17 protein-coding genes are annotated in these 20,522 nt (G+C 34.2%); 14 read left to right on the forward strand and 3 right to left on the reverse strand.

Features of this window, described 5'->3' with window-relative positions; all coding sequences use genetic code 11:
* The first annotated feature begins 32 nt into the window (after nt 1-32).
* The 5 genes from AC1Q51_RS02425 (at nt 33) to AC1Q51_RS02445 (ending at nt 6,434) form a co-directional block, all read left to right on the forward strand.
* Nucleotides 33-1,460 (forward strand): basic amino acid/polyamine antiporter, encoded by a 1,428-nt coding sequence (locus tag AC1Q51_RS02425; RefSeq protein WP_000129441.1) that lies wholly within the window; start codon nt 33-35, stop codon nt 1,458-1,460.
* 77 nt (nt 1,461-1,537) lie between these two features.
* Complete coding sequence (locus AC1Q51_RS02430) at nt 1,538-1,798, forward strand: hypothetical protein (RefSeq protein ID WP_000391447.1); 261 nt, start codon at nt 1,538-1,540, stop codon at nt 1,796-1,798.
* A gap of 105 nt (nt 1,799-1,903) precedes the next feature.
* Nucleotides 1,904-3,721 (forward strand): DUF8727 domain-containing protein, encoded by a 1,818-nt coding sequence (locus AC1Q51_RS02435; protein ID WP_492331343.1) that lies wholly within the window; start codon nt 1,904-1,906, stop codon nt 3,719-3,721.
* Nucleotides 3,711-5,561 (forward strand): hypothetical protein, encoded by a 1,851-nt coding sequence (locus AC1Q51_RS02440; protein ID WP_001178725.1) that lies wholly within the window; start codon nt 3,711-3,713, stop codon nt 5,559-5,561. Before AC1Q51_RS02435 ends, AC1Q51_RS02440 begins: the two co-directional genes overlap by 11 nt.
* 276 nt (nt 5,562-5,837) lie before the next feature.
* Nucleotides 5,838-6,434: a hypothetical protein gene (locus AC1Q51_RS02445; protein WP_000487795.1), complete on the forward strand. Its 597-nt coding sequence runs from the start codon at nt 5,838-5,840 to the stop codon at nt 6,432-6,434.
* Nucleotides 6,435-6,530: 96 nt separating this feature from the next.
* On the opposite strand, the gene racA is transcribed toward AC1Q51_RS02445, so the two are convergent.
* Nucleotides 6,531-7,073, reverse strand: a complete 543-nt coding sequence (gene racA, locus AC1Q51_RS02450) for a chromosome-anchoring protein RacA (RefSeq protein ID WP_000456013.1) — start codon at nt 7,071-7,073, stop codon at nt 6,531-6,533.
* A gap of 354 nt (nt 7,074-7,427) precedes the next feature.
* On the opposite strand from racA, the gene AC1Q51_RS02455 reads away from it, so the two are divergent.
* Together AC1Q51_RS02455 and AC1Q51_RS02460 are read left to right on the forward strand one after the other, a co-directional pair.
* Nucleotides 7,428-8,783, forward strand: coding sequence for a hemolysin family protein (locus tag AC1Q51_RS02455; RefSeq protein WP_069355536.1), 1,356 nt, complete (start codon nt 7,428-7,430; stop codon nt 8,781-8,783).
* Nucleotides 8,784-8,915: 132 nt separating this feature from the next.
* On the forward strand, nt 8,916-10,340 hold the full coding sequence (locus tag AC1Q51_RS02460) for an aldehyde dehydrogenase family protein (RefSeq protein ID WP_000716480.1): 1,425 nt from the start codon (nt 8,916-8,918) through the stop codon (nt 10,338-10,340).
* Nucleotides 10,341-10,442: 102 nt separating this feature from the next.
* Here AC1Q51_RS02460 and AC1Q51_RS02465 read toward each other — a convergent pair whose 3' ends face one another.
* Nucleotides 10,443-10,835, reverse strand: a complete 393-nt coding sequence (locus AC1Q51_RS02465) for a YueI family protein (protein WP_000247562.1) — start codon at nt 10,833-10,835, stop codon at nt 10,443-10,445.
* Between the two features lie 236 nt (nt 10,836-11,071).
* On the opposite strand from AC1Q51_RS02465, the gene AC1Q51_RS02470 reads away from it, so the two are divergent.
* A complete protein-coding gene (locus AC1Q51_RS02470; RefSeq protein WP_000425086.1) occupies nt 11,072-12,205 on the forward strand; it encodes a BA2291 family sporulation histidine kinase in 1,134 nt (377 codons plus the stop codon).
* A gap of 33 nt (nt 12,206-12,238) precedes the next feature.
* Here AC1Q51_RS02470 and AC1Q51_RS02475 read toward each other — a convergent pair whose 3' ends face one another.
* Entirely contained in the window at nt 12,239-12,988 is a 750-nt protein-coding gene (locus tag AC1Q51_RS02475) for a DUF4397 domain-containing protein (protein WP_000083276.1), read from the reverse strand.
* Between the two features lie 948 nt (nt 12,989-13,936).
* Between AC1Q51_RS02475 and AC1Q51_RS02480 the strand changes: the two genes are divergently transcribed.
* From AC1Q51_RS02480 to rocR, 6 genes are all read left to right on the forward strand, one after another.
* The gene (locus tag AC1Q51_RS02480) at nt 13,937-15,247 is read left to right on the forward strand and encodes an aspartate aminotransferase family protein (protein WP_001205877.1); all 1,311 of its coding nucleotides are present in this window, start codon (nt 13,937-13,939) and stop codon (nt 15,245-15,247) included.
* Entirely contained in the window at nt 15,244-15,942 is a 699-nt protein-coding gene (atoD, locus tag AC1Q51_RS02485) for an acetate CoA-transferase subunit alpha (RefSeq protein ID WP_000208107.1), read from the forward strand. The genes AC1Q51_RS02480 and atoD overlap by 4 nt, the downstream gene beginning before the upstream one ends.
* A complete protein-coding gene (locus AC1Q51_RS02490) occupies nt 15,927-16,589 on the forward strand; it encodes a CoA transferase subunit B (RefSeq protein ID WP_053564592.1) in 663 nt (220 codons plus the stop codon). The genes atoD and AC1Q51_RS02490 overlap by 16 nt, the downstream gene beginning before the upstream one ends.
* A 15-nt stretch (nt 16,590-16,604) precedes the next feature.
* Nucleotides 16,605-17,873 carry a peptidase gene (locus AC1Q51_RS02495; RefSeq protein WP_000436691.1) on the forward strand — a complete coding sequence of 423 codons (1,269 nt, stop codon included), beginning with the start codon at nt 16,605-16,607 and terminating at the stop codon, nt 17,871-17,873.
* The gene (gene ablB, locus AC1Q51_RS02500; protein ID WP_000878589.1) at nt 17,870-18,769 is read left to right on the forward strand and encodes a putative beta-lysine N-acetyltransferase; all 900 of its coding nucleotides are present in this window, start codon (nt 17,870-17,872) and stop codon (nt 18,767-18,769) included. Before AC1Q51_RS02495 ends, ablB begins: the two co-directional genes overlap by 4 nt.
* Before the next feature lie 163 nt (nt 18,770-18,932).
* Entirely contained in the window at nt 18,933-20,318 is a 1,386-nt protein-coding gene (gene rocR, locus AC1Q51_RS02505; RefSeq protein ID WP_492331431.1) for an arginine utilization transcriptional regulator RocR, read from the forward strand.
* Nucleotides 20,319-20,522: the final 204 nt, after the last annotated feature.

The following is a 20,522-nucleotide window of genomic DNA, read 5'->3' on the forward strand; positions in this document are numbered from 1 at the left end:
ACTTTAATAGTTGAACGAACATAACACCTAGAATGACAGATGGGGTGGTACAAATAGAAAAGAAGTTAGGATTTTTTCCGTTAATCGCATTAGTAGTTGGAACAATGGTTGGTGGAGGTGTTTTTAGTTTACCGCATGATTTAGCAGTAGGAGCAAACAGTGGTGCAATAATAATTGGCTGGTGTATTACAGCGATGGGAATGATTCCACTTGCGCTCGTATATCAAACGTTAGCAAGACAAAAACCGGAACTTGAAGGTGGAATTTATAGTTATGCACGTGCTGGTTTCGGTGAATATATTGGATTTAATAGTGCTTGGGGATATTGGCTAGCAGGAATCTTAGGTAATGTCGCAACAATTATGTTACTGTTTAGTACATTAGGTTATTTCTTTCCAATTTTCAAAGGAGGAAATAATGTTGCATCTATCGTTGGGGCATCACTTTTATTATGGACACTTCATTTTCTAATTTTATTTGGAATCCGTGAAGCTTCTATTATGAATGTTATCGCAACAATAGGGAAGTTAGTTCCAATCGTTTTATTTATTGTTGTAATGGTAACAGCCTTTCGCTGGGACACATTTACACATGATTTTTGGGGAGAAGGAACCTTCTCACTTTCCGCTATACTTGGTCAAGTGAAAAATACAATGCTTGTAACACTTTGGGTTTTCATTGGAGTTGAAGGAGCGGTTGTATTATCCGGAAGAGCGAAGAATAGCCGAGATGTTGGTAAGGCAACAGTAATGGGACTTATTTTAGTAATGTCCATATATATTTTAATTTCTGTTCTGTCAATGGGAGCGATGACAAGAAGCGAACTTTCTGTGCTAGAAACTCCGTCAATGGGACATGTATTAGAGCATGTTGTTGGTCCATGGGGTGCAGTTGCGATTAACATTGGGTTAGTTGCTTCACTTGTCGGTACATTAATTGGCTGGTTTTTACTTGTTTCTGAAATTTCTCATGTAGCCGGAAAAGATGGCGTATTTCCGAAAGTCTTTACGAAAACAAATAAAAAGCAAACACCGCACATGGCATTATGGATTTCAAATGGTGTTGCCCAAATTATATTTATCATCGTTCTGTTTTCAGAATCAACATATCAAATTATGTATTTCATTGCATCAACATCAATTTTATTACCATATTTATTATCAGCGTTATTCCAATTTAAATTAGTCATTACAAACGAGCTAAAAGACGCTAAATTAAAAAATGGAGCGTTAGCTTTAATTGCTTCTATTTACTCTGTATGGCTTCTTTATGCAGCTGGTTTAAAGAATTTACTACTAGTTTCAATTGTGTATGGAATTGGAATTATTGTTTACACGTTTGCAAGAAAAGAACAAGGGAACCGTTGCTTTGCAGGTGCAGAGAAATATGTGATGTGGGCAATTATTATTGCGGCTATCACATCACTGTATATGTTATTAACTGGAAATATAAAAATGTAAAAAGTCCTTTTCATTTAAAGGGCTTTTTTCTTTGTTTAGAGAATATTTACTACATAAGATATTCAGGAGGGATGAGAATGGAAGAAAAAGAACAGCTGTCTAGAATAATTGATTTAGCTAGTGAGTTAAGGAAAGTATTAGTGCAAGAATCTTTTTTTAATCATCATCCTGAGCTGAGAGGAGTCATTGAGAATTTAGCAAGTTCTGTTGAAAATTTGGCGGAATTGCAAAAAAGTAAAGATGAAAATGCTGAAGATCGATTACGTTACGTACTTGCTAAAATGAAAATTGCTCATAATGCAATTTTACAAGAGAAAAAAGCATTTCCTTCTCATTAATATACGTTTTAATTTTGAACCTGGCGGATAACGTCAGGTTTTTTATTTCTAGTTTTTCGTTTCTTTCATACACTAAGAATAGTATGAAAAAAGAAGGTGACTAAGGTGAAATTACATAAAGCTCTTCAGCCAAGTTTTATAAAACGAATGTACTATATGAGATTTTTAGGGAAATTTACAAAAGCTGAAAAAGAGAAGAGTGGAGAGAATTTCTTTGTACAATGCGTATCGCCAATACCATTCACTTTACAGGAACAATTTGCAAATGAACCCTATGTATTTGAAGGATTATGTAGTAATAAAAAGAATGAAAAAATCTTTTTGGAATTAAAGAAGAGGAAATTAGAAAAGCAATTAGTGATGTTTCGTCTTTATTATGAAAGAGGAAATGTATACGTGGAGTTAATATGTACAGAAGAACCGAAAGAAATAGCAAGCAGCTATAAAATGATTCCGGCACCTAAAGTTACAAATAATAAAAAAAGAGAATCTTTAGAACGAAAACTTAGCAACGGTTATTTATCATTTCTTATGCCTAAATTTCCGAAGGACTTTGAGCCTCCCGAATTATTGTGGCACGATGGAAGACTGTATGGAAACATATCCTTAAAGTCATCAATTAGCTCAATCGCATATTTTGAACAGAAACGTGAATGTAAATATATAAACTGCAGTGACTGGACGAAGTATGTAGAAATAGCGGTAGAAGATCAATTATATTTTGTAAGTGATCATGTGTATGAGCAATTAAAAAAACGAATGCATGAAGAAGGTAAGCTAGTTGAAGTAGAGGATATAAAAGTGCAAAAAGATGAATGGGAATGGGATGAGCGTGAATCGTCCTTTTTACAGTATGTACAAAGTATGGTGCATAATAAAGGGCTATATTTGGATGCAACGGATATATATAATTTCCATATAAGTGTAAAAACAAATATGTTAACGATTCTTGGTGGTATACCGGGCGTTGGGAAATCACGTTTTGTGCAAACTTATGCAGAAGCATTAGGATTACAGTATGGGGAAGAATTGGTTTGGATTCCAATTTCACCATCGTATCAAGAACCACATGATTTACTTGGTTACCTTCATCCAAATGGTACTTTTATTGAAAGTGAAACGAAGTTAGTTAGGACGTTAATGAAGGCGAAAGAAAATCCCAATCAACTGTATATAATCGTTTTTGATGAAATGAACATGTCACATATTGAGCATTGGTTTACTCCATTTTTATCTGTTCTTCAACTTGAAACAAAAAATCGTATTTTAAACTTGTATGAGGGTGTTCAGGACATTGAGAATTCAATTCCATCAACAATTGAAATTGGAGAAAATATTATATTTATAGGTACTGTGAATTTTGATGAAACAACGAAAGAGCTCTCCGATCGATTATTAGACCGAACGAACTTAATAACGTTACAAAAAATTCCGTTTTGTGAGATGGGCATGGAACTGGGGAAAGTCGTATTACACCCACCTTTGAAAGTAACAGCGGGAGAATTTCGGATAAATTGGATGAGAAATAAAGCGATGATTGAAGTGTTTTCTGAAGAAGAATTAGAGCTATTAGATAAGTTGCATGTCGTATTGTCATCACATGATGCGTCTAAGGGAATTTCTTTCCGATGTGCAAACGCAATTGCGACTTATTTGCAAAATATACCGTTCCAAAATAACCATACCTATATGATTAGTAGAGAAGAAGGGTTTGATTTACAAATAAAGCAGCGTGTATTGACGAAAATCAGAGGGACCGAAATGATGGTTGGTTCTTTACTTTCTGAAGAAGCAAAAAGGGGAGCGACCTTAGTACCTCTTTTGCAATCTGCACTTGCAAACAGAGTATCTACATTTGAACACTCTTTAGCATATATACGAGAAAAACGTAGGGAACTGGAGCTGTATGGATATGCAAAATGAAGGGCGTTACGAAACAAAAATCGTTGATACGAATGAAACGCTCCCTTTTGTATTAAAGTTAATCATTGGAAATGAGGGGAAAGGAGATTATATTTTATTAAATCGTCTTTGTACATCTACTACAGCATTAGTTCAATGCATTTATAAAGTACAAGAATTAAAACCGATTAGATTGCAGTACAATTATGAAATCCCAATGAATATTACTTTTATATGGAATAAAGTATATGAGGGACAGAAAAATATAAAAGAGGCTCAATATGAAATAAATGAAAAAAAACAAAGAGTATTAATATATGAACATGGGAAAACAGAATTCTTTTATCCATGGCGCTGTGGTTTATACCATTTTGAAGTTCGTATAGAAGATACAACGTATTATGGTGCTTTTCAAATCGTACCGAAAAACTTTTTTGATGATCAATTTGAAATGATTCAAGACTATGTGAAGTCAATTTTAAATGAGTTGATTTTGGATAGAGGTTATTATAAAAAGACTTTCTCTGCACTTAGCGATATTGAGGATTCTTCTTATTTAGTGTTGCTTAGAAAGTTACCCCAAAAAATGAAGATGATAAAGCAAATCTTTAAGAAAATAGAATCAAGCTCAAAATTTATAAATGCATATAAATGGGAAGGAAAAGAGAGAAAGCCAACAAGAAAAGGAACCATAGTGGCAGAAAGAAAACCTTATGCAAAACATTATAATCGTAAGTTTATGGAACAAAAAAATAGTAAGGAAAATGCATTTCTTAAATATAAATCGATGCAATTTTATCATTATTTAATTGAAGCTAAAAGTTTTTTACGTCAAACAATTGAAATATTAGAAAGAGAAAAAAAGAAAAAATCAGAAGAGTTTCAAGCCGTAAAAACAATTATACAAACAATTGAGCGTAATGGATCAGTAACCGATAGAGAGAAGCAAAAATATAAAAATATACATTTACTAAAAGAAGCCGATTTACGAAAGAGCTCAATGAAAATACAAGAATATAAAATATTGGCGCACATTGTTCATGAAAATGTACAATACTTTCAAATGTTAATGCACTCCTCGTTTTGGAGGGAAGTTACTGAAACAAGTAACATGAACTTACATGATTTACCGATACCACATCAACAATTACTACATCATTTAGAAGTACTCCCGCAATATACGGATCAATCTCCATCTTTATTATTTGTTTATAAGCCAACGTTTTTAGTGTATGAATATTACGCTTTTTTTATCGTTATTTCAATTTTAGAGCAAATTGGTTTTGAGGCTAGAAATTCCATTCGTGAACAAATACAAGAACATTTTTATGTAGATGGATTACAAGATGGAACGACAGTAGTTTTACAACGAGATGATTTAAAGGTGCATGTCGCATTTAATGACTTAATTGAAACACATCCCCTTATTGCATTAAGTAAAGGGAGTAATTTTTACAATGGTGAGGATACGAAGAAGCCAGATATTCGCTTAGACTGTTATGTAAAAGAAGATGGGAAATACGTATATAAATCTTCTATTATTATTGAAGTGAAGTATAGTCCAATGTACAATATTTTTCAGCACGTCGGAAATACGAAAGCAACTGAGCAAATGTATAAGTATTGGTCTATAAAGTATGTAGAAGAACAGGATGGAAAGCGAGTCTATTATCGAAGGTCAATTTATGAAGTCATTTGTGTATATCCAGGAAGCCATATGCATAGTAAAAAAATTGAGTCTGGATGCGGTGTTTTCTTGCAGTTATATCCATATAAGACGAAACAAGGGGAAGAGAAATTAGCTGGAAAACATGGGATGGTACAAATTTTTGAAAAGTGGTTAAAAAGCATTGAGAAGTAAAAGAAATCCTTTTTCATAAAGGATTTTTTTAGATTAAGAAGAATTATATGCTGTATGGAAAGAAACATATTGTAAGTTAGATTTGAAAAGTGATACAAATGTGTTATTAAAAGGAATGTGAGCGCGGGATAAAAGTCGATTAAATTGGAATCTAATTCATTTTGCAGAATATAATAAGTAATAAATATTTTTAGTTGCATACGAAGATTTGTTCTTATATGATAGATAGTGAAAGCGTTATCAAAAACAGAGCGACGATGGGAAAGGCGGTTAAATATGTTCCAGCGTGTTCAAACAAAGGAAGAACATTTTGGGTTCGAGCAACTATGGGGAGATTTTTGTGAAGAAAGAAACTTAATGTTCGTAGAACGTAATTTAAATCCATCACGATTTTTATTAATAGAAGATGAACATCCTATTGGTACAGTAGAATGTATTAAGTATACGGTACCTGAACAATCAAATTCTGAGTTTTTCTATCCGTTTTCTAAAAATGATTTAGTAAAAGATTTGAAGAATGTGTATGAAATAGGCAAGTTAAGTATTTCGAAAACGTCTCGTGGGAGAGGACATTTCAAAAGGCTAACAGCTATTTTATTTATACATGCGTTAGAAACAAAAGCTGAATGGTACATTGCAGCAGTAACAAAAAGAATGTATATGTATTTACTTACACTCGGTTTTCCAATTGAACCGATAGATAATCCATTTCAGTTTCATGATACTTTACAAGGTGTACCAGTAAGAATTCATGCTCGAAAAGGGGTTACGCATTTGTATTCTTTAAAAGAATTTCGCGATGTGATTCAAGGGAATGCTCATGCACAGGCATTAATTGCAGAATACAGTAAAAATATTATGTTAACGAAATAAAACGAAGTGAATATGTATAATAAAGAGAATAATATTTTTATAAGATATAACTCTTCATAAAAAAAGACCCTTATTATTTTAATAAGGGTCTAAAAATTATAATCCAAATATACTAAAAATCATTTTGCGGCGCTTCGGTTTCTTTTCTCGTTCGTATGTTGGTTTTGAATCAGGAGTAATATAAATGGGTTCTTCTTTCGTTAGGGCAGCTTCTAACTTTTGAATTCGTTCTAACATTTCCTCCATTTCACGACGGTGTTGTAAAAGTTGGTACGTGACGACATCATTTGCCTTATCTTGCATTTGTTCTTCCATTCGATCGAGTCTTCTCGTAATAGTGTTTAATTGATCAGCTAATTGTTCAAAATCATTCGATGATATGTTTTGAACAATTGTATTGACTTGAGTTTTTAATTCTTCAACCTCATTTGAGGAAGTCTTTTGAGTAGGTTGAGGATTTTGAGACTGCTCTATTTGAAATAGATGGTGTTCTAACATTTGATCGACATCATCTTGTGTAAAAATAAAGTGGCCATATTTGTTTTTTTCTATCGTAAGATTTAATTGTTGCGCGATCCGGACAACAGCCTTTGGGCTAACACCTAATTTTTTTGCGATAAATGGTGTTTTATATTCCAAAATAATCCCTCCTATATATATCCTGTTAAATGATTTCGAGCTATGAAGTAAGTTCCCTTCTAGTGCGACAAAAGAAGTGTGGAATCGGCAAAGAAAGTGTTTTTTCACGAAATTGAGTTGAGAAGAATAGTTAGTTTAAATAAAAATGTTTTATCGTAACATTTAGAATAATTTGACGAGTGTAAATGAATTAGATTATCATAATGATAAATATCTTTTTTATGTATGCATATAATATATAAAAAGGTGGTTGCTAATGTAGAATTTTGTTAGAGTATTAGAATGCTTACTTCACTTGAATAAAATTAAGTAGGAGGTGGCTTCCTTGCTTACAATGTAAGTAAGGAAAAGTATTTGGACATATATAGTATAAGTATAGTGATTGTTTTAATTGCCTTAACGGCATTTTTCGTTGCAGCAGAATTTGCAATTGTTAAAGTGAGAAGTTCACGAATTGACTATTTAATTGCAGAAGGAAATAATCGTGCAACATCGGTCAAAACAGTCATTACAAACTTAGACGAATATTTATCTGCTTGTCAGTTAGGAATTACTGTTACAGCTTTAGGAATTGGGTGGTTTGGTAAACCTGCGTTAAAGCAAATGTTTGATACGCTTTTTGCAAATTGGAATATCTCTACTCAACTAGCAGACATTTTTGCTGTAACTTTAGTATTTTTGTTAATTACTTTTTTACATGTTGTAATAGGGGAATTGGCCCCAAAAACATTTGCAATTCAAAAATCTGAACAAGTGAGTTTGCTTGTTTCTAAGCCGTTAATTTTCTTTTATCGTATTGCATTCCCATTCATTTGGCTATTAAATGGTTCAGCTCGAATCATTACGAAGCTGCTAGGGCTGAAACCGCCGAAGGGGCATGATGAGGTTCATTCAGAAGAAGAATTACGGTTGTTAGTTTCAGAAAGTTATAAAAATGGTGAGATTAATCAATCTGAATATAAATATGTAAATAAAATTTTTGAATTTGATGATCGGATTGCAAAAGAAATAATGGTACCTCGAACTGAAATGAATATTATAAGTAAAGAAATGCCTGCTGAAGAAGCTTTGCAAAAAATGTCTCGCGAAAAATATACAAGGTATCCAGTTGTTGATGGCGACAAAGACCACGTAATAGGTTTTGTGAATTTTAAAGATATTTTTACTGAGTTTGTACAACATAAAGCTGTTAATAAGAAGACAGTAGAGCAATATATGAGACCAATTATTTTAGTTATCGATTCTATTCCAATTCATGATTTGTTTTTAAAAATGCAAAAAGAAAGAACACATATTGCTATATTGATAGATGAATATGGTGGGACATCTGGACTTGTTACTGTTGAAGATATTTTGGAAGAAATTGTTGGAGATATTCAGGATGAGTTTGATACGGATGAGCAACCAGAAATTCAACAAGTTAGTGAAACGAAGACGATACTAGAGGGAAAAGTACTTGTTAGTGAAGTGAATACGTTATTTGGTTTAGGGATTGATGATGATGGTGTTGATACAATCGGTGGTTGGATTTTAACGAAGAATATAGAGATTGCTGAAGAGGATTCCATTGAAATTGAAAATTATAAGTTTTGTGTGAAAGAATTAGATGGACATTATATAAAAAGATTAGAAGTTACAAAGATAGTAGAATCGATTGTTATTTTAGAAGATGAAAAACAAATTCCGTTACAAGAGCAAATTAGCTCGTAAACTCTGCTATATAGCAGAGTTTTTTTGAGCATAATGTTTTTTGAGGGATAAGGGCTATGATACAATGACATAAGTTGAACCTTTCACTAGGTGAAGTATTGTTGTATACATATATTTGGAAGGAGAAGAAGTATGAAAAAGCATTTATATATAAACGGAAATTGGAAATCTGTAAACACGTATAAGCCATTATACGCACCATATTCTGAAGAAACATTAGCGGAAATTGCACAAGGAACGGAAGAAGATGTAAAAGAGGCTGTTACTGCTGCAAAAAATGCAATGATAAAAATGAATAAATTATCTGCATATGATCGTGCGACTATTTTAGAGAAAGTTGCACAAAAAATGGATGAAAGAAGAGAAGAATTTGCAGAGATTATTGCAAAAGAAGCTGCAAAACCAATACGTGCTGCAAGGGGAGAAGTAGATCGTACTGTTCAAACGTACAAATTTGCAGCTGAAGAAGCGAAGCGTATATATGGTGAGACATTGCCATTAGACGCCGCACCTGGTGCGGATGGGCGTATTGCATATACAATCCGAAAGCCGATTGGGGTTATAGGGGCTATTACACCATTTAATTTCCCGTTAAATTTAGTAGCGCATAAAGTTGGACCAGCAATTGCTGCTGGAAATACAGTTGTATTAAAGCCAGCTGATCAAACGCCATTATCATCTTATGCATTAGTTGAGTTATTTGAAGAGGCAGGATTGCCAAATGGAGCTTTAAATATCATTTCTGGCCCTGGCGCCACGGTTGGTGAGGCAATCGTCAAAAATGATTATGTTGCTTCTATTACTTTTACCGGAAGTCCAAAAGTTGGAATCGGAATAAAACAAAAGGCTGGGCTAAAACGAGTTACGTTAGAACTAGGCTCAAATGCTGCTGTTATTATTGATGAAGATGTAGAGTTAACAGATGAAATAATTGAACGTGTAAAATGGGGAGCATTTGTTAATAATGGGCAAGTTTGTATTTCCGTACAACGTGTTTTTGTACATGAAACGAAAATGCATGAATTTCTCTCGAAGCTAAAGAAAGCGATGGAATCAGTTGTTGTTGGTGATCCACTGCTTGAGGAAACGGATGTATCAGCTTTAATTTCAAAAAAAGATGTAGAGCGAATTGATATGTGGGTTCAAGAAGCAATCAAGGAAGGAGCAACTGTTTTATGCGGTGGTAAGAAGCGGGATGCAAGAATTTTTGAACCGACTGTATTAACAAATGTTCCAGATCATGTATCTGTGCAGTGCCAAGAAGTATTTGGTCCACTCATGACAGTAAATACATTTAAAGAATTTGATGAAGCGATTGAGCAAGTAAATAATTCGCGTTACGGCTTACAGGCAGGAGTATTTACAAATAATTTATTTAAAGCAATGCGTGCAATTGATGAGCTAGAGGTTGGTGGTGTCATGATTAATGATATTCCAACGTTCAGAGTAGATCATATGCCTTATGGTGGTGTGAAAGAAAGTGGCACGGGGCGCGAAGGAATTAAATATGCAATAGAAGAAATGACAGAAATGAAATTAGTATGTATTAAAAAATAAAATAGAAAACTTAAAATTTGCGCTAAAAAACGAGTAGGGAATGTTTACGATTCCATACTCGTTTTTTTACGCTTTTAGTAACTATTTAATTAAGTGTAACTTTTACTTCATTTCTTGTTTGAAAATAGTATCTTCTACATAAATTTGTTCTTTATCTACAGCAGTAGCATGTGTTAATACTAAACCGATTGGTGTTTCTGTATCTTTATTTTGAACAATTGTAAAAGGAACATTTTTTTCGTTTGCTAATTTAATGTATTTTGATAAATGTGGGTAAGCAATGCTACCATTTAGGAGGAGTTGTAATGATTGAGAAGAGCGCATGCTACCTGCCACTTCAGAGTATACATTACTTTGCATTACTTGACCGATCGTTAAAGCGATTTCTACACGCTCACGTAATGTAGTTAAATACATATTACGTTCTTCTGGTTTGTTTTGCTTTTGGCCGTAAATGCCTTCTTGGAGATAATCTTCCACATTTTTATTTACCATATTTTTCACACCTTTCATTTTCTATTGTACGCAAGAATTAAAAATGATGCAAAAAAAAGTCGTTTTGACTACGGAAATAATGAAAATATGTGAAGGAAAAAGGGAATTTGCATACAATTAGTTAAATAAGAAAGAAAAAATAATTTTATCAACAGAAATTAACAAAATGTGACAAAAATCTATTAACGAATCGTATTTTTTGTGTTAATATTCAAAATATAAAGGGTATTCGTCGTATGGAAATGGAGGGAATGGAGGTTTTTCCAATCGATAAGGATATTAAAGAAATATTTTGTTCACACTTGAAAAACAATAGGCACCAATTCGTAGAGAACTGGAAAAACAAAATGATAATTTCCGAAAAAGATCCATTTAAACTAGAAGTAGTTCAAAATGGAGAGGATTTACTAGAGTTAATTATCGAACTTACTATGGAAGATAAAGATATAAATTATCTTCAACCGTTATGCGAGAAAATTGCTATTGAACGTGCTGGAGCAGATGCGAATATTGGAGATTTTGTTTATAACGCAAACGTGGGAAGAAATGAACTTTTCGAAGCGATGTGTGAATTAGATGTTAGCGCTCGTGAATTGAAACCAATTATGGCAAAAATACATACTTGTTTTGACAAATTAATTTATTATACTGTTTTAAAATACTCGGAAATTATATCGAAGAATTTAGAGGAAAAACAGCAATATATTAACGAAACACATAAAGAAAGGCTGACGATTTTAGGACAAATGTCAGCTAGTTTTGTACATGAATTTCGTAATCCGCTTACTTCCATTATGGGGTTTGTCAAATTATTAAAGGCAGATCATCCGAGTTTATCGTATTTAGATATTATTTCGCATGAATTAGATCAATTAAATTTTCGCATTTCGCAATTTTTACTCGTATCGAAAAAAGAAATGTGGAATGAATCGGAACGGTTTTGGCTTAATGACTTGTTTCAAGACATTATACAATTCTTATATCCGAGTTTGGTCAATGCGAATGTTTTGATTGAAAAGAATTTACCGTATCCAATTCCGCTTGTTGGTTATCGAAGTGAAGTGAGACAAGTATTTTTAAACATATTAATGAATTCAATTGATGCTCTTGAATCAATGAAAGAAGAACGAAAAATTATCATTGATGTATTTGAAGAAGATCAAGCTATTCGAATTGTGATAAAAAATAATGGACCAATGATTCCAGCTGAAAATGTAGAAACGATTTTTGAACCATTTGTAACTACTAAAAAGTTAGGAACTGGTATTGGATTATTTGTATGTAAACAAATTGTGGAAAAACATAATGGATCCATTATGTGTCGATCAGATAACGATTGGACAGAATTTCAAATTGCATTTCAAAAATAAACAGTCTACACCAAATGAATGGTGTAGACTGTTTTAATTTGTAAGTATAACGGCTTCTAATTTAGGATCTTTAGTTGAATAACCTACTATTGAAATTGTATAAATAACATTTGGTTCAACATTGAATTTCGGAATAGTCAATAAAACGTTTTTATTATCTGCGAGTGAAATTTCAATATCTGCTGTACCAGGGCTAACTTGTAAAAAATCTGTTATTTGTTTAAAGAGTACATTTTCAAATAAATGATCTCCATCTTTTAAATCTACATTTACAACAGGGGTATCTGGAGAGAAATGTGCAAAGCGTATTTTAGCTTGACCAGCTGGTAAATGTGTATTATCAAGTATAGGTTGTAATTGTAGGTGATTATCACTATTTATTGCAGCAAGAGTATAAGTATGATTTCCCATTATTGGTACCAATGCTGAAAAGATTGGAGTTTCATTTCCGACAGGGACAATATCTATACGGTATTTACCTTGCACTAATGATAAATAAGGGCTGAATTGCTTAAATGAAATACTTTTAATAACCTTTTGTCCGTTTACTAAAATATCAACCGCTGATATATTTGGATCGGCATGAAAAATTCTTATATGTGACGGTAAAGCAGCTTCTTGTGAATCCCTTTTCTCATGCGCCTGTACAAGTTTTGAAAGTGCATCGCAATATTTCATATATAATTCTATATATTTTTTAGGATTACGAAACTGATAGTAACGTGCGAGCTGTTCGTATTGCGTAACTTCTTGTCCATATTTTTCAATTTCAGATTGAGACATGAACATTCCTCCTTTGTCATCATTAAAACTATATGCGAAGCAAGAAAGCGGTTATGCGAAAAAAATAATTTTATAAAGGGAAAATTAAAAATTGACAACAAATATGTTTTCATAAAGAGGTGCTGGTGCTTACGAGTATTTGGCAGAGTAAAGCAGTACATATGACTGCACGAAAGTAAAATAAATGCCAAATTGAAACTGCATTTCAATTAACATATTGAATACATGTCCAGCAATCGCTAGAAAACTAGAGTTTTTTTTAATTATAGGCAAATACACATACAAAGTGATAATTGTCCTACATAAATTATAAAGGAAAGGTAGTTTGAATCTGAGGAAAGGGGTGCCACTTCGGGATAGGGATATCCCGATAGTAATTGTGAATGAAGTTATGAAAAGGTTTTGTCTTATAGGCTGTAGGATGAATTTGTAAACATGATTTTTCTATTTATTTTAGCAATTGACAGTATTAACCCATAAGAGAGCGTCATGACGAACTGATTAGTGTGGTTAATCGGTTCTTTTTTTATAGTTTAAAAATGAAAAGTTTACATATTAAATATGAATTTGAATTGGTTAGTAAGGTGGGGTGTCGAAATTTGTTTTAAAATATGCAATTTAAAGTAAGATATTAGGAAGGAGTTTAACGGGAGTTCCGTCGAAGTGTACAGAATGTCGGCATTTAAGGGCAGCTGGCATTATGCTATAAAAACATTTGGTGATGTAGTCATTTCATATAAAAGGGAGGGTTATTTGGGCGTATAGAAAAGGATTGGTCTTCACTTTGAGTTCTGAATTTTCTGTTTTATAAATATTTTTAAGCACTCATTTGTATATTTTATAATAGTTTTTTGATAAATTCACTGCTTTTGCAGAGGATTCTTTTTTATGAAAGAAACGTCAATTTTCTTCATATATATATACAAATTGGAGAAATGGGGGAGCGCTATGCGCGATTACTTAATTAAACCACTTGTTGGTCAGCCGTATCCAATGATTTCACATGGAAAAGGTGTTTATTTGTATGATCAAAATGGTAATAAATATTTTGATGGTTCGTCAGGAGCAATTACGGCAGGTATTGGGCATGGCGTAAAGGAGATTGCAGACGTTATTAAAAAGCAAGCTGAGGAGATTGCTTTTGTTTATAGATCACAGTTTACGAGTGAACCAGCTGAAAAATTAGCAAAGAAGTTAAGTGATTTAAGTGTAGGAGATTTGAACTGGAGTTTCTTTGTAAATAGTGGTACGGAAGCAAATGAAACAGCTATGAAAATTGCAATTCAGCATTTTCAAGAGCGAGGTATTCAAGGGAAACATAAAATATTATCAAGATGGATGAGTTATCACGGTATTACGATGGGTGCGTTATCGATGTCTGGTCACCCACTACGTAGACAACGTTTCGTATCTATTTTGGAAGATTATCCGACTATACCAGCTCCATATTGTTTCAGATGCCCTGTTCAAAAGGTATATCCAACTTGTCAGCTGGCATGTGCGACTGAACTAGAAAGATCAATTGAAAGAATTGGTGCAGAGCATATTGCTGCTTTTATTGCTGAGCCGATTATCGGAGCAGCTGGAGGCGCGGTTGTTCCGCCGAAAGACTATTATAAAGTCATTAAAGATATTTGCGACCATTACGATATTTTATTTATTGCGGATGAAGTGATGACTGGGCTTGGTCGTACTGGAGCATGGTTTGCAATGGAGCATTGGGGTGTAGAACCGGATATCATGACACTTGGTAAAGGGTTAGGAGCGGGATATACACCGATGGCAGCGACAGTTGTAAGTGATCGTGTTATGGAACCAATATTACGTGGGTCACGTTCAGTAATGAGCGGTCATACGTTAAGTGCCAATCCATTGTCTGCAGCAACGGCTTTAGCTGTTATTGAATATATGGAGAAACATAATCTCCCTGAAAAAACAGCAGAAAAGGGAGAGTATTTAATAAAAGGCTTACAGAAAGTTCAGCAACAATCGACAATCATTGCTGATGTGCGCGGAAAAGGGTTGCTAATCGGAGTAGAATTGCAACCGTTTACAAAAGCGTCGGAGCTTATTTCAGTTGCAGCTAAAAATGGCCTACTTTTATACCAAGCAGTTTCAGGGCAAGCAGGAAAAGAAGATAGTGCACTGCTTGTAGCACCGCCAATGACAACTACATATTCCGAGTTAGATGAATTACTTTCAATTTTCTCTAAAAGTGTGGAAGAGATGATGCAAAAAGGAGGGCATAGTATCGCATGACAACTATTACAAATACATTCGGTAAATTAAAAGAAATTGAGGAAGTAATTTCTTTGTTCCATGATGATATGACATTAATGTTTGGGGGATTTGGAGGGATTGGATCCCCTCCATCTTTAATACAGGCAATTTTAGAAAAAGGCGTTACAAATTTAAATTTGATTGGAAATGACACTGGATTCCCTGATGTAGGTATCGGTCGTCTTGTTACAAATGAAAGAGTTAAATCACTAATTACTTCTCATATTGGCTCCAACCCAAATGCAGGAAGGCAACTAAACGAGGGAAGATTACAAATTGAGTTTTCTCCGCAGGGAACATTAGCAGAGCGCATTCGCGCTGGTGGCGTTGGTCTTGGTGGTGTTTTAGTTGATGTTGGTGTTGATACGATTGTGGAAGAGGGAAAACGAACAGTTGAAATGAATGGTAAGACCTACTTAGTTGAAACAGCATTAACTGCTGAAGTTTCAATTGTATATGCGAAAAAGGCAGATCCGTTTGGTAACCTTGTATTTGACAAAAGTGCACGAAATATGAATCCTCACGTAGCGATGGCTGGGGATATAACAATAGTAGAAGCAGAAGAAATAGTCCCGCTTGGAAGTTTAGATCCAGAGGAAATTGTCGTTCCAGGTGTTTTCGTAAATTATATTGTACCGTCGGAAGGAGTGAACTGGAAATGGGTATGGGCGTAGAAGTGAGGGATAAGATTGCTAGGCGAGCGGCGAAAGAAATACAAAATGGCATGATTGTAAATTTAGGTATTGGCATACCATCGCTTGTACCAAATCATTTGCCTAACGATATAAATGTTATGTTTCATGCGGAAAATGGAATCGTCGGTATGGGACCAACGCCAAGTAAAGGGAATGAAGACGAAAATTTGTGTAACGCGGCAGGTTTACCAACTTCTCTTATAACAGGAGCGAGTTATTTCGATAGTTGTACAGCGTTTGGTATGATTCGAAAAGGTTTGCTAGACATAACGATTCTTGGTTCATTACAAGTAAGTGAAAACGGTGATTTAGCAAACTGGATTGTACCTGGAAAACGTGTTCCAGGTATTGGTGGAGCAATGGATTTAGCACAAAAAGCGAAGCGGGTCGTTGTTGTGATGAATCATGTTGATAAGTACGGAAATGCAAAAATTATTTCAGAGTGTACATTGCCATTAACTTCAAAGAAATGTGTAGATTTAATTATTACTGATATGGCGGTCATGGAGGTAACTCCGAGTGGACTTATATTACAAGAATTAATGAGCCCATACACAGTAGAAGATATAAAACGACATACAGAAGCTGATTTTCAAATTAGTTCTAACTTACTAGTAATTGAATGAAGGGAGATGTAATATATGGAGCAATTAAAAAAGCAAGTTTGTGATTATATTGAGAGCCATGAAGAGGAAAGTGTGAAATTTTTAAAACGATTAATTCAAGAAAAGAGCGTATCTGGTGATGAAAGCGGTGCGCAGGCGATTGTAATTGAAAAATTACGTGAATTAGGTTTAGACCTCGATATATGGGAGCCTTCTTTTTCTAAAATGAAAGATCATCCTTATTTTGTATCACCCCGTACAAGTTTTTCAGATAGCCCAAATATTGTAGCAACTTTAAAAGGAAGTGGCGACGGGAAATCTATGATATTAAATGGGCATATTGATGTAGTTCCAGAAGGGGATGTGAATCAGTGGGAACATCATCCTTATAGCGGTGAGAAGATAGGAAATCGTATATATGGCCGTGGAACGACGGATATGAAAGGTGGAAATGTCGCACTCATGCTTGCGATGGAAGCGATTATTGAATCTAGCATTGAATTAAAAGGAGACATCTATTTTCAAAGTGTAATAGAAGAGGAAAGTGGCGGAGCAGGGACATTAGCAACTATATTACGAGGATATAAGGCAGATGGTGTCATTATTCCAGAGCCTACTAATATGAAGTTTTTCCCGAAACAACAAGGTTCCATGTGGTTTCGTTTACGTGTAAAAGGGAAAGCTGCACACGGTGGAACGCGTTATGAAGGGGTTAGTGCAATTGAAAAAAGTATGTTTGTTATAGAACATGTAAGAAAGCTAGAGGAGAAAAGAAATAGTCGAATTACAGATCCGTTATTTAAAGGGATTCCGATTCCAATTCCAATTAACATTGGGAAAATTGAAGGAGGGAGTTGGCCAAGTTCTGTTCCAGATGAATTAATTTTAGAAGGAAGATGCGGTGTTGCGCCGAATGAGACTATAGAGGCGGCAAAAGAAGAGTTTGAGAATTGGATTGTTGAATTAAATGATGTGGACAATTGGTTTGTTGAAAATCCAGTAGAAGTAGAGTGGTTTGGAGCGAGATGGGTTCCTGGTGAATTAGAAGAGAATCATGAACTCATTACAACACTTCATCACAACTTTGTTGAAATCGAAGGGAACGAACCAATTATTGAAGCATCTCCGTGGGGGACTGATGGAGGTTTATTTACACAAATTGCAAACGTACCAACAATAGTATTTGGTCCAGGAGAGACGAAAGTAGCACACTATCCAAACGAATATATAGAAGTTGATAAAATGATAGCTGCCGCAAAAATTATTGCATGTACATTACTAGATTGGTGTGAGGTGAAAAAATGAAATACTATGAATCTTTTAGAGAACAGACGAATTGTTATACAGTAGAAGGCGTTTTAGATTATTTTAATAAGCGTATTCGGGTAGATCACTATACAGGAAATGTTGAAAGTATTATACAGACAATTGACGAACTAGCAGAGGAACATTCTTTCACTAAATGTATTATTAAAGGAAAGGGAGAGCATGTTTCAACATGGCTCTCTTTCGGTTTTTTGTTGGAAGCAACGATACCTCATTATTTTCAAGGACACGATGCATACTTTTTTGTGAAATATAATAATGATGAAAGACGAAATAGTATGCATTGGACTGAGGAAGATACTATATTAAGCGGTGTAAAAGGAAAAGAAATAAAAGAAAAAGTAGTTCCAGAGAAATTTTTGCTGAGAAAAGCGACTGAAGAAGATGCAGAAGAATTAGCAACTGTATTCGGAAAAGTATTTGAAGTGTATCCGACACCTTTAAATGAAGCGAGTTATGTATTACAGACGATGAAAGAAGACGATACAATTTACTACGTATATGAATATGAGGGAAAAATTATTAGTACAGCATCTGCAGAAATGAATATAAAAGAAGGGAATGCAGAATTAACGAATTGTGCTACTTTACCTGAATATCGTAAACATGGATTTATGAAAAGTTTACTAATTAAATTAGAGGAAGAGCTTCGAGAAAGATCTATTTTCTGCTCCTATACAATTGCTCGATCGCTTTCTTTCGGAATGAATGCTGCCTTTCATCAATTAGGTTATACGTATACAGGAAGACTGGCGAATAATTGCTACATTTTCGATAAGTTGGAAGATATGAATATATGGGTGAAAGATCTTTCTAGCTATTCGAAAGCAGTAAAACTTCCGCCTCAAAATTCGGCTGTAAAGCAAAACAGTTAGGTGGAGCTGGGTGTTCGAAAAGCTGTACTAATTAGAGTTTCGAGTTATCTAATGAAAATATAAAATTGGTCAAAATTATAGAACGGAATCGTCATGCTTACAATCGCACATAGGTGTGCCGAAAATTCGGCATGTAATTGCTGGATTTTCGGCAAGAGGGGGGATGACATTGCTAGCAGTTTCGACACAAGAAGTCATTGAAGCGATTTTGGGCAGTATTGATGAGGCTATACACGCTGTAGATGAGAATGGAATTACAATATTTTATAATTCTGTAGCTGCAAAACACGATGGATCGAAGATTGAAAAAGTGTTAGGGAAACATCTGTTAGAAGCGTTCCCGTCTTTATCAAGGGAAACGAGTACATTGATGAAAGTACTAGATACAAAAAAACCTATCGTACATCAAGCACAGCATTATCAAAATTTAAATGGTGAAGATGTTTGTACAGTAAATACGACGTTACCTATTTTTATAGATGGGAATATTGCTGGGGCTGTTGAAATTGCAAAGGATTACTCTACAATTCAAAAACTTACTGACACAATTGTTGACTTACAGTCGAAAATAAAGCGATCATCTAGAAAAAAAGTGATTAAAAAGCATGCTGCATTTGAGACGATAGTGACAAATGATACGCGGTTTAAACAGACGAAAGAGTTAGCACAAAAAGTAGCACCAACAGACGCAAATGTTTTAATATATGGTGAAACAGGAACAGGAAAAGAACTGTTCGTGCAAGCAATTCATGAAGCTTCTAAAAGAAAAAACAAGCCATTTATTGCACAAAACTGTGCAGCTTTACCAGAGTCGCTATTAGAAAGTTTATTGTTTGGAACGACAAAAGGAAGCTATACAGGAGCGATTGAAAGAGCTGGGCTATTTGAACTTGTTGATGGTGGTACATTATTTTTAGATGAACTGAATTCAATGCCTCTTGATTTGCAGGCAAAAATGTTACGAGTGTTAGAAGATGGAGTCATTAGAAGAATTGGTGATAATAAGACGAGAAAAGTAGATGTTCGTGTTATTACCGCAATGAACCAGCCTCCAGAAATATGTTTACGAGAGAATAAAATTCGCACTGATTTATATTATCGCTTAAACGTATTTTCATTATATATCCCACCGCTTCGTGAAAGAACTGAGGATGTACTATTATTAGCATCTTATTTTTTGAAAGAATATAATAAAAGTTATAAAAAAGGTGTACTTCAAATTGATGAGGAAGCGAAAGATAGACTGCAAACTTATCAGTGGCCTGGAAATGTCCGAGAGTTAAAACATACGATTGAACATGCTGTTATTATTGCAGAAGGGAATACATTAACAGCCAATTGTTTACCACGTACATTTCGGAAAGAGAATTTTTCGAAGAAGAAGGGTATAATGCCACTTAGAGAAGCACTTCATCAAACAGAAAAAGAATTAATAGATCAAGCGTTGATTGAAACGGAAGGGAATATATTACAAGCCGCAAAAATGTTAGGTATCCCTCGTCAAACGCTTCAATATAAACTGAGCAAGTACGACAAAACCGCCGAATAATCGGCGGTTTTTGTGTGTTTGCACGAATAAAAGAGCGTTTACATATATAAAAAGTAATGAATATGATGTTAAGTATTGATTTCATACAACGCTTAAAAATATTTTTTCGCTTATGTAATAGGGTTCTCCGCACATTTACTTATCAACAATGTAAAGTTGGCATAACTATTGCTTATATAAAGGATGAGCGTATAAAAAGGGGGA

It is taken from the genome of Bacillus sp. MT94, from assembly GCF_058792475.1.

Bases quoted from the DNA above. Each gene is read 5' to 3' on its own strand.
- AC1Q51_RS02425 (WP_000129441.1), top strand. From the start codon at position 33: ATGACAGATGGGGTGGTACAAATAGAAAAGAAGTTAGGATTTTTTCCG.
- AC1Q51_RS02430 (WP_000391447.1), top strand. From the start codon at position 1,538: ATGGAAGAAAAAGAACAGCTGTCTAGAATAATTGATTTAGCTAGTGAG.
- AC1Q51_RS02440 (WP_001178725.1), top strand. From the start codon at position 3,711: ATGCAAAATGAAGGGCGTTACGAAACAAAAATCGTTGATACGAATGAA.
- AC1Q51_RS02445 (WP_000487795.1), top strand. From the start codon at position 5,838: ATGTTCCAGCGTGTTCAAACAAAGGAAGAACATTTTGGGTTCGAGCAA.
- AC1Q51_RS02460 (WP_000716480.1), top strand. From the start codon at position 8,916: ATGAAAAAGCATTTATATATAAACGGAAATTGGAAATCTGTAAACACG.
- AC1Q51_RS02465 (WP_000247562.1), bottom strand. From the start codon at position 10,835: ATGGTAAATAAAAATGTGGAAGATTATCTCCAAGAAGGCATTTACGGC.
- AC1Q51_RS02470 (WP_000425086.1), top strand. From the start codon at position 11,072: ATGGAAATGGAGGGAATGGAGGTTTTTCCAATCGATAAGGATATTAAA.
- AC1Q51_RS02475 (WP_000083276.1), bottom strand. From the start codon at position 12,988: ATGTCTCAATCTGAAATTGAAAAATATGGACAAGAAGTTACGCAATAC.
- AC1Q51_RS02480 (WP_001205877.1), top strand. From the start codon at position 13,937: ATGCGCGATTACTTAATTAAACCACTTGTTGGTCAGCCGTATCCAATG.
- atoD (WP_000208107.1), top strand. From the start codon at position 15,244: ATGACAACTATTACAAATACATTCGGTAAATTAAAAGAAATTGAGGAA.
- AC1Q51_RS02490 (WP_053564592.1), top strand. From the start codon at position 15,927: ATGGGTATGGGCGTAGAAGTGAGGGATAAGATTGCTAGGCGAGCGGCG.
- AC1Q51_RS02495 (WP_000436691.1), top strand. From the start codon at position 16,605: ATGGAGCAATTAAAAAAGCAAGTTTGTGATTATATTGAGAGCCATGAA.
- ablB (WP_000878589.1), top strand. From the start codon at position 17,870: ATGAAATACTATGAATCTTTTAGAGAACAGACGAATTGTTATACAGTA.
- rocR (WP_492331431.1), top strand. From the start codon at position 18,933: ATGACATTGCTAGCAGTTTCGACACAAGAAGTCATTGAAGCGATTTTG.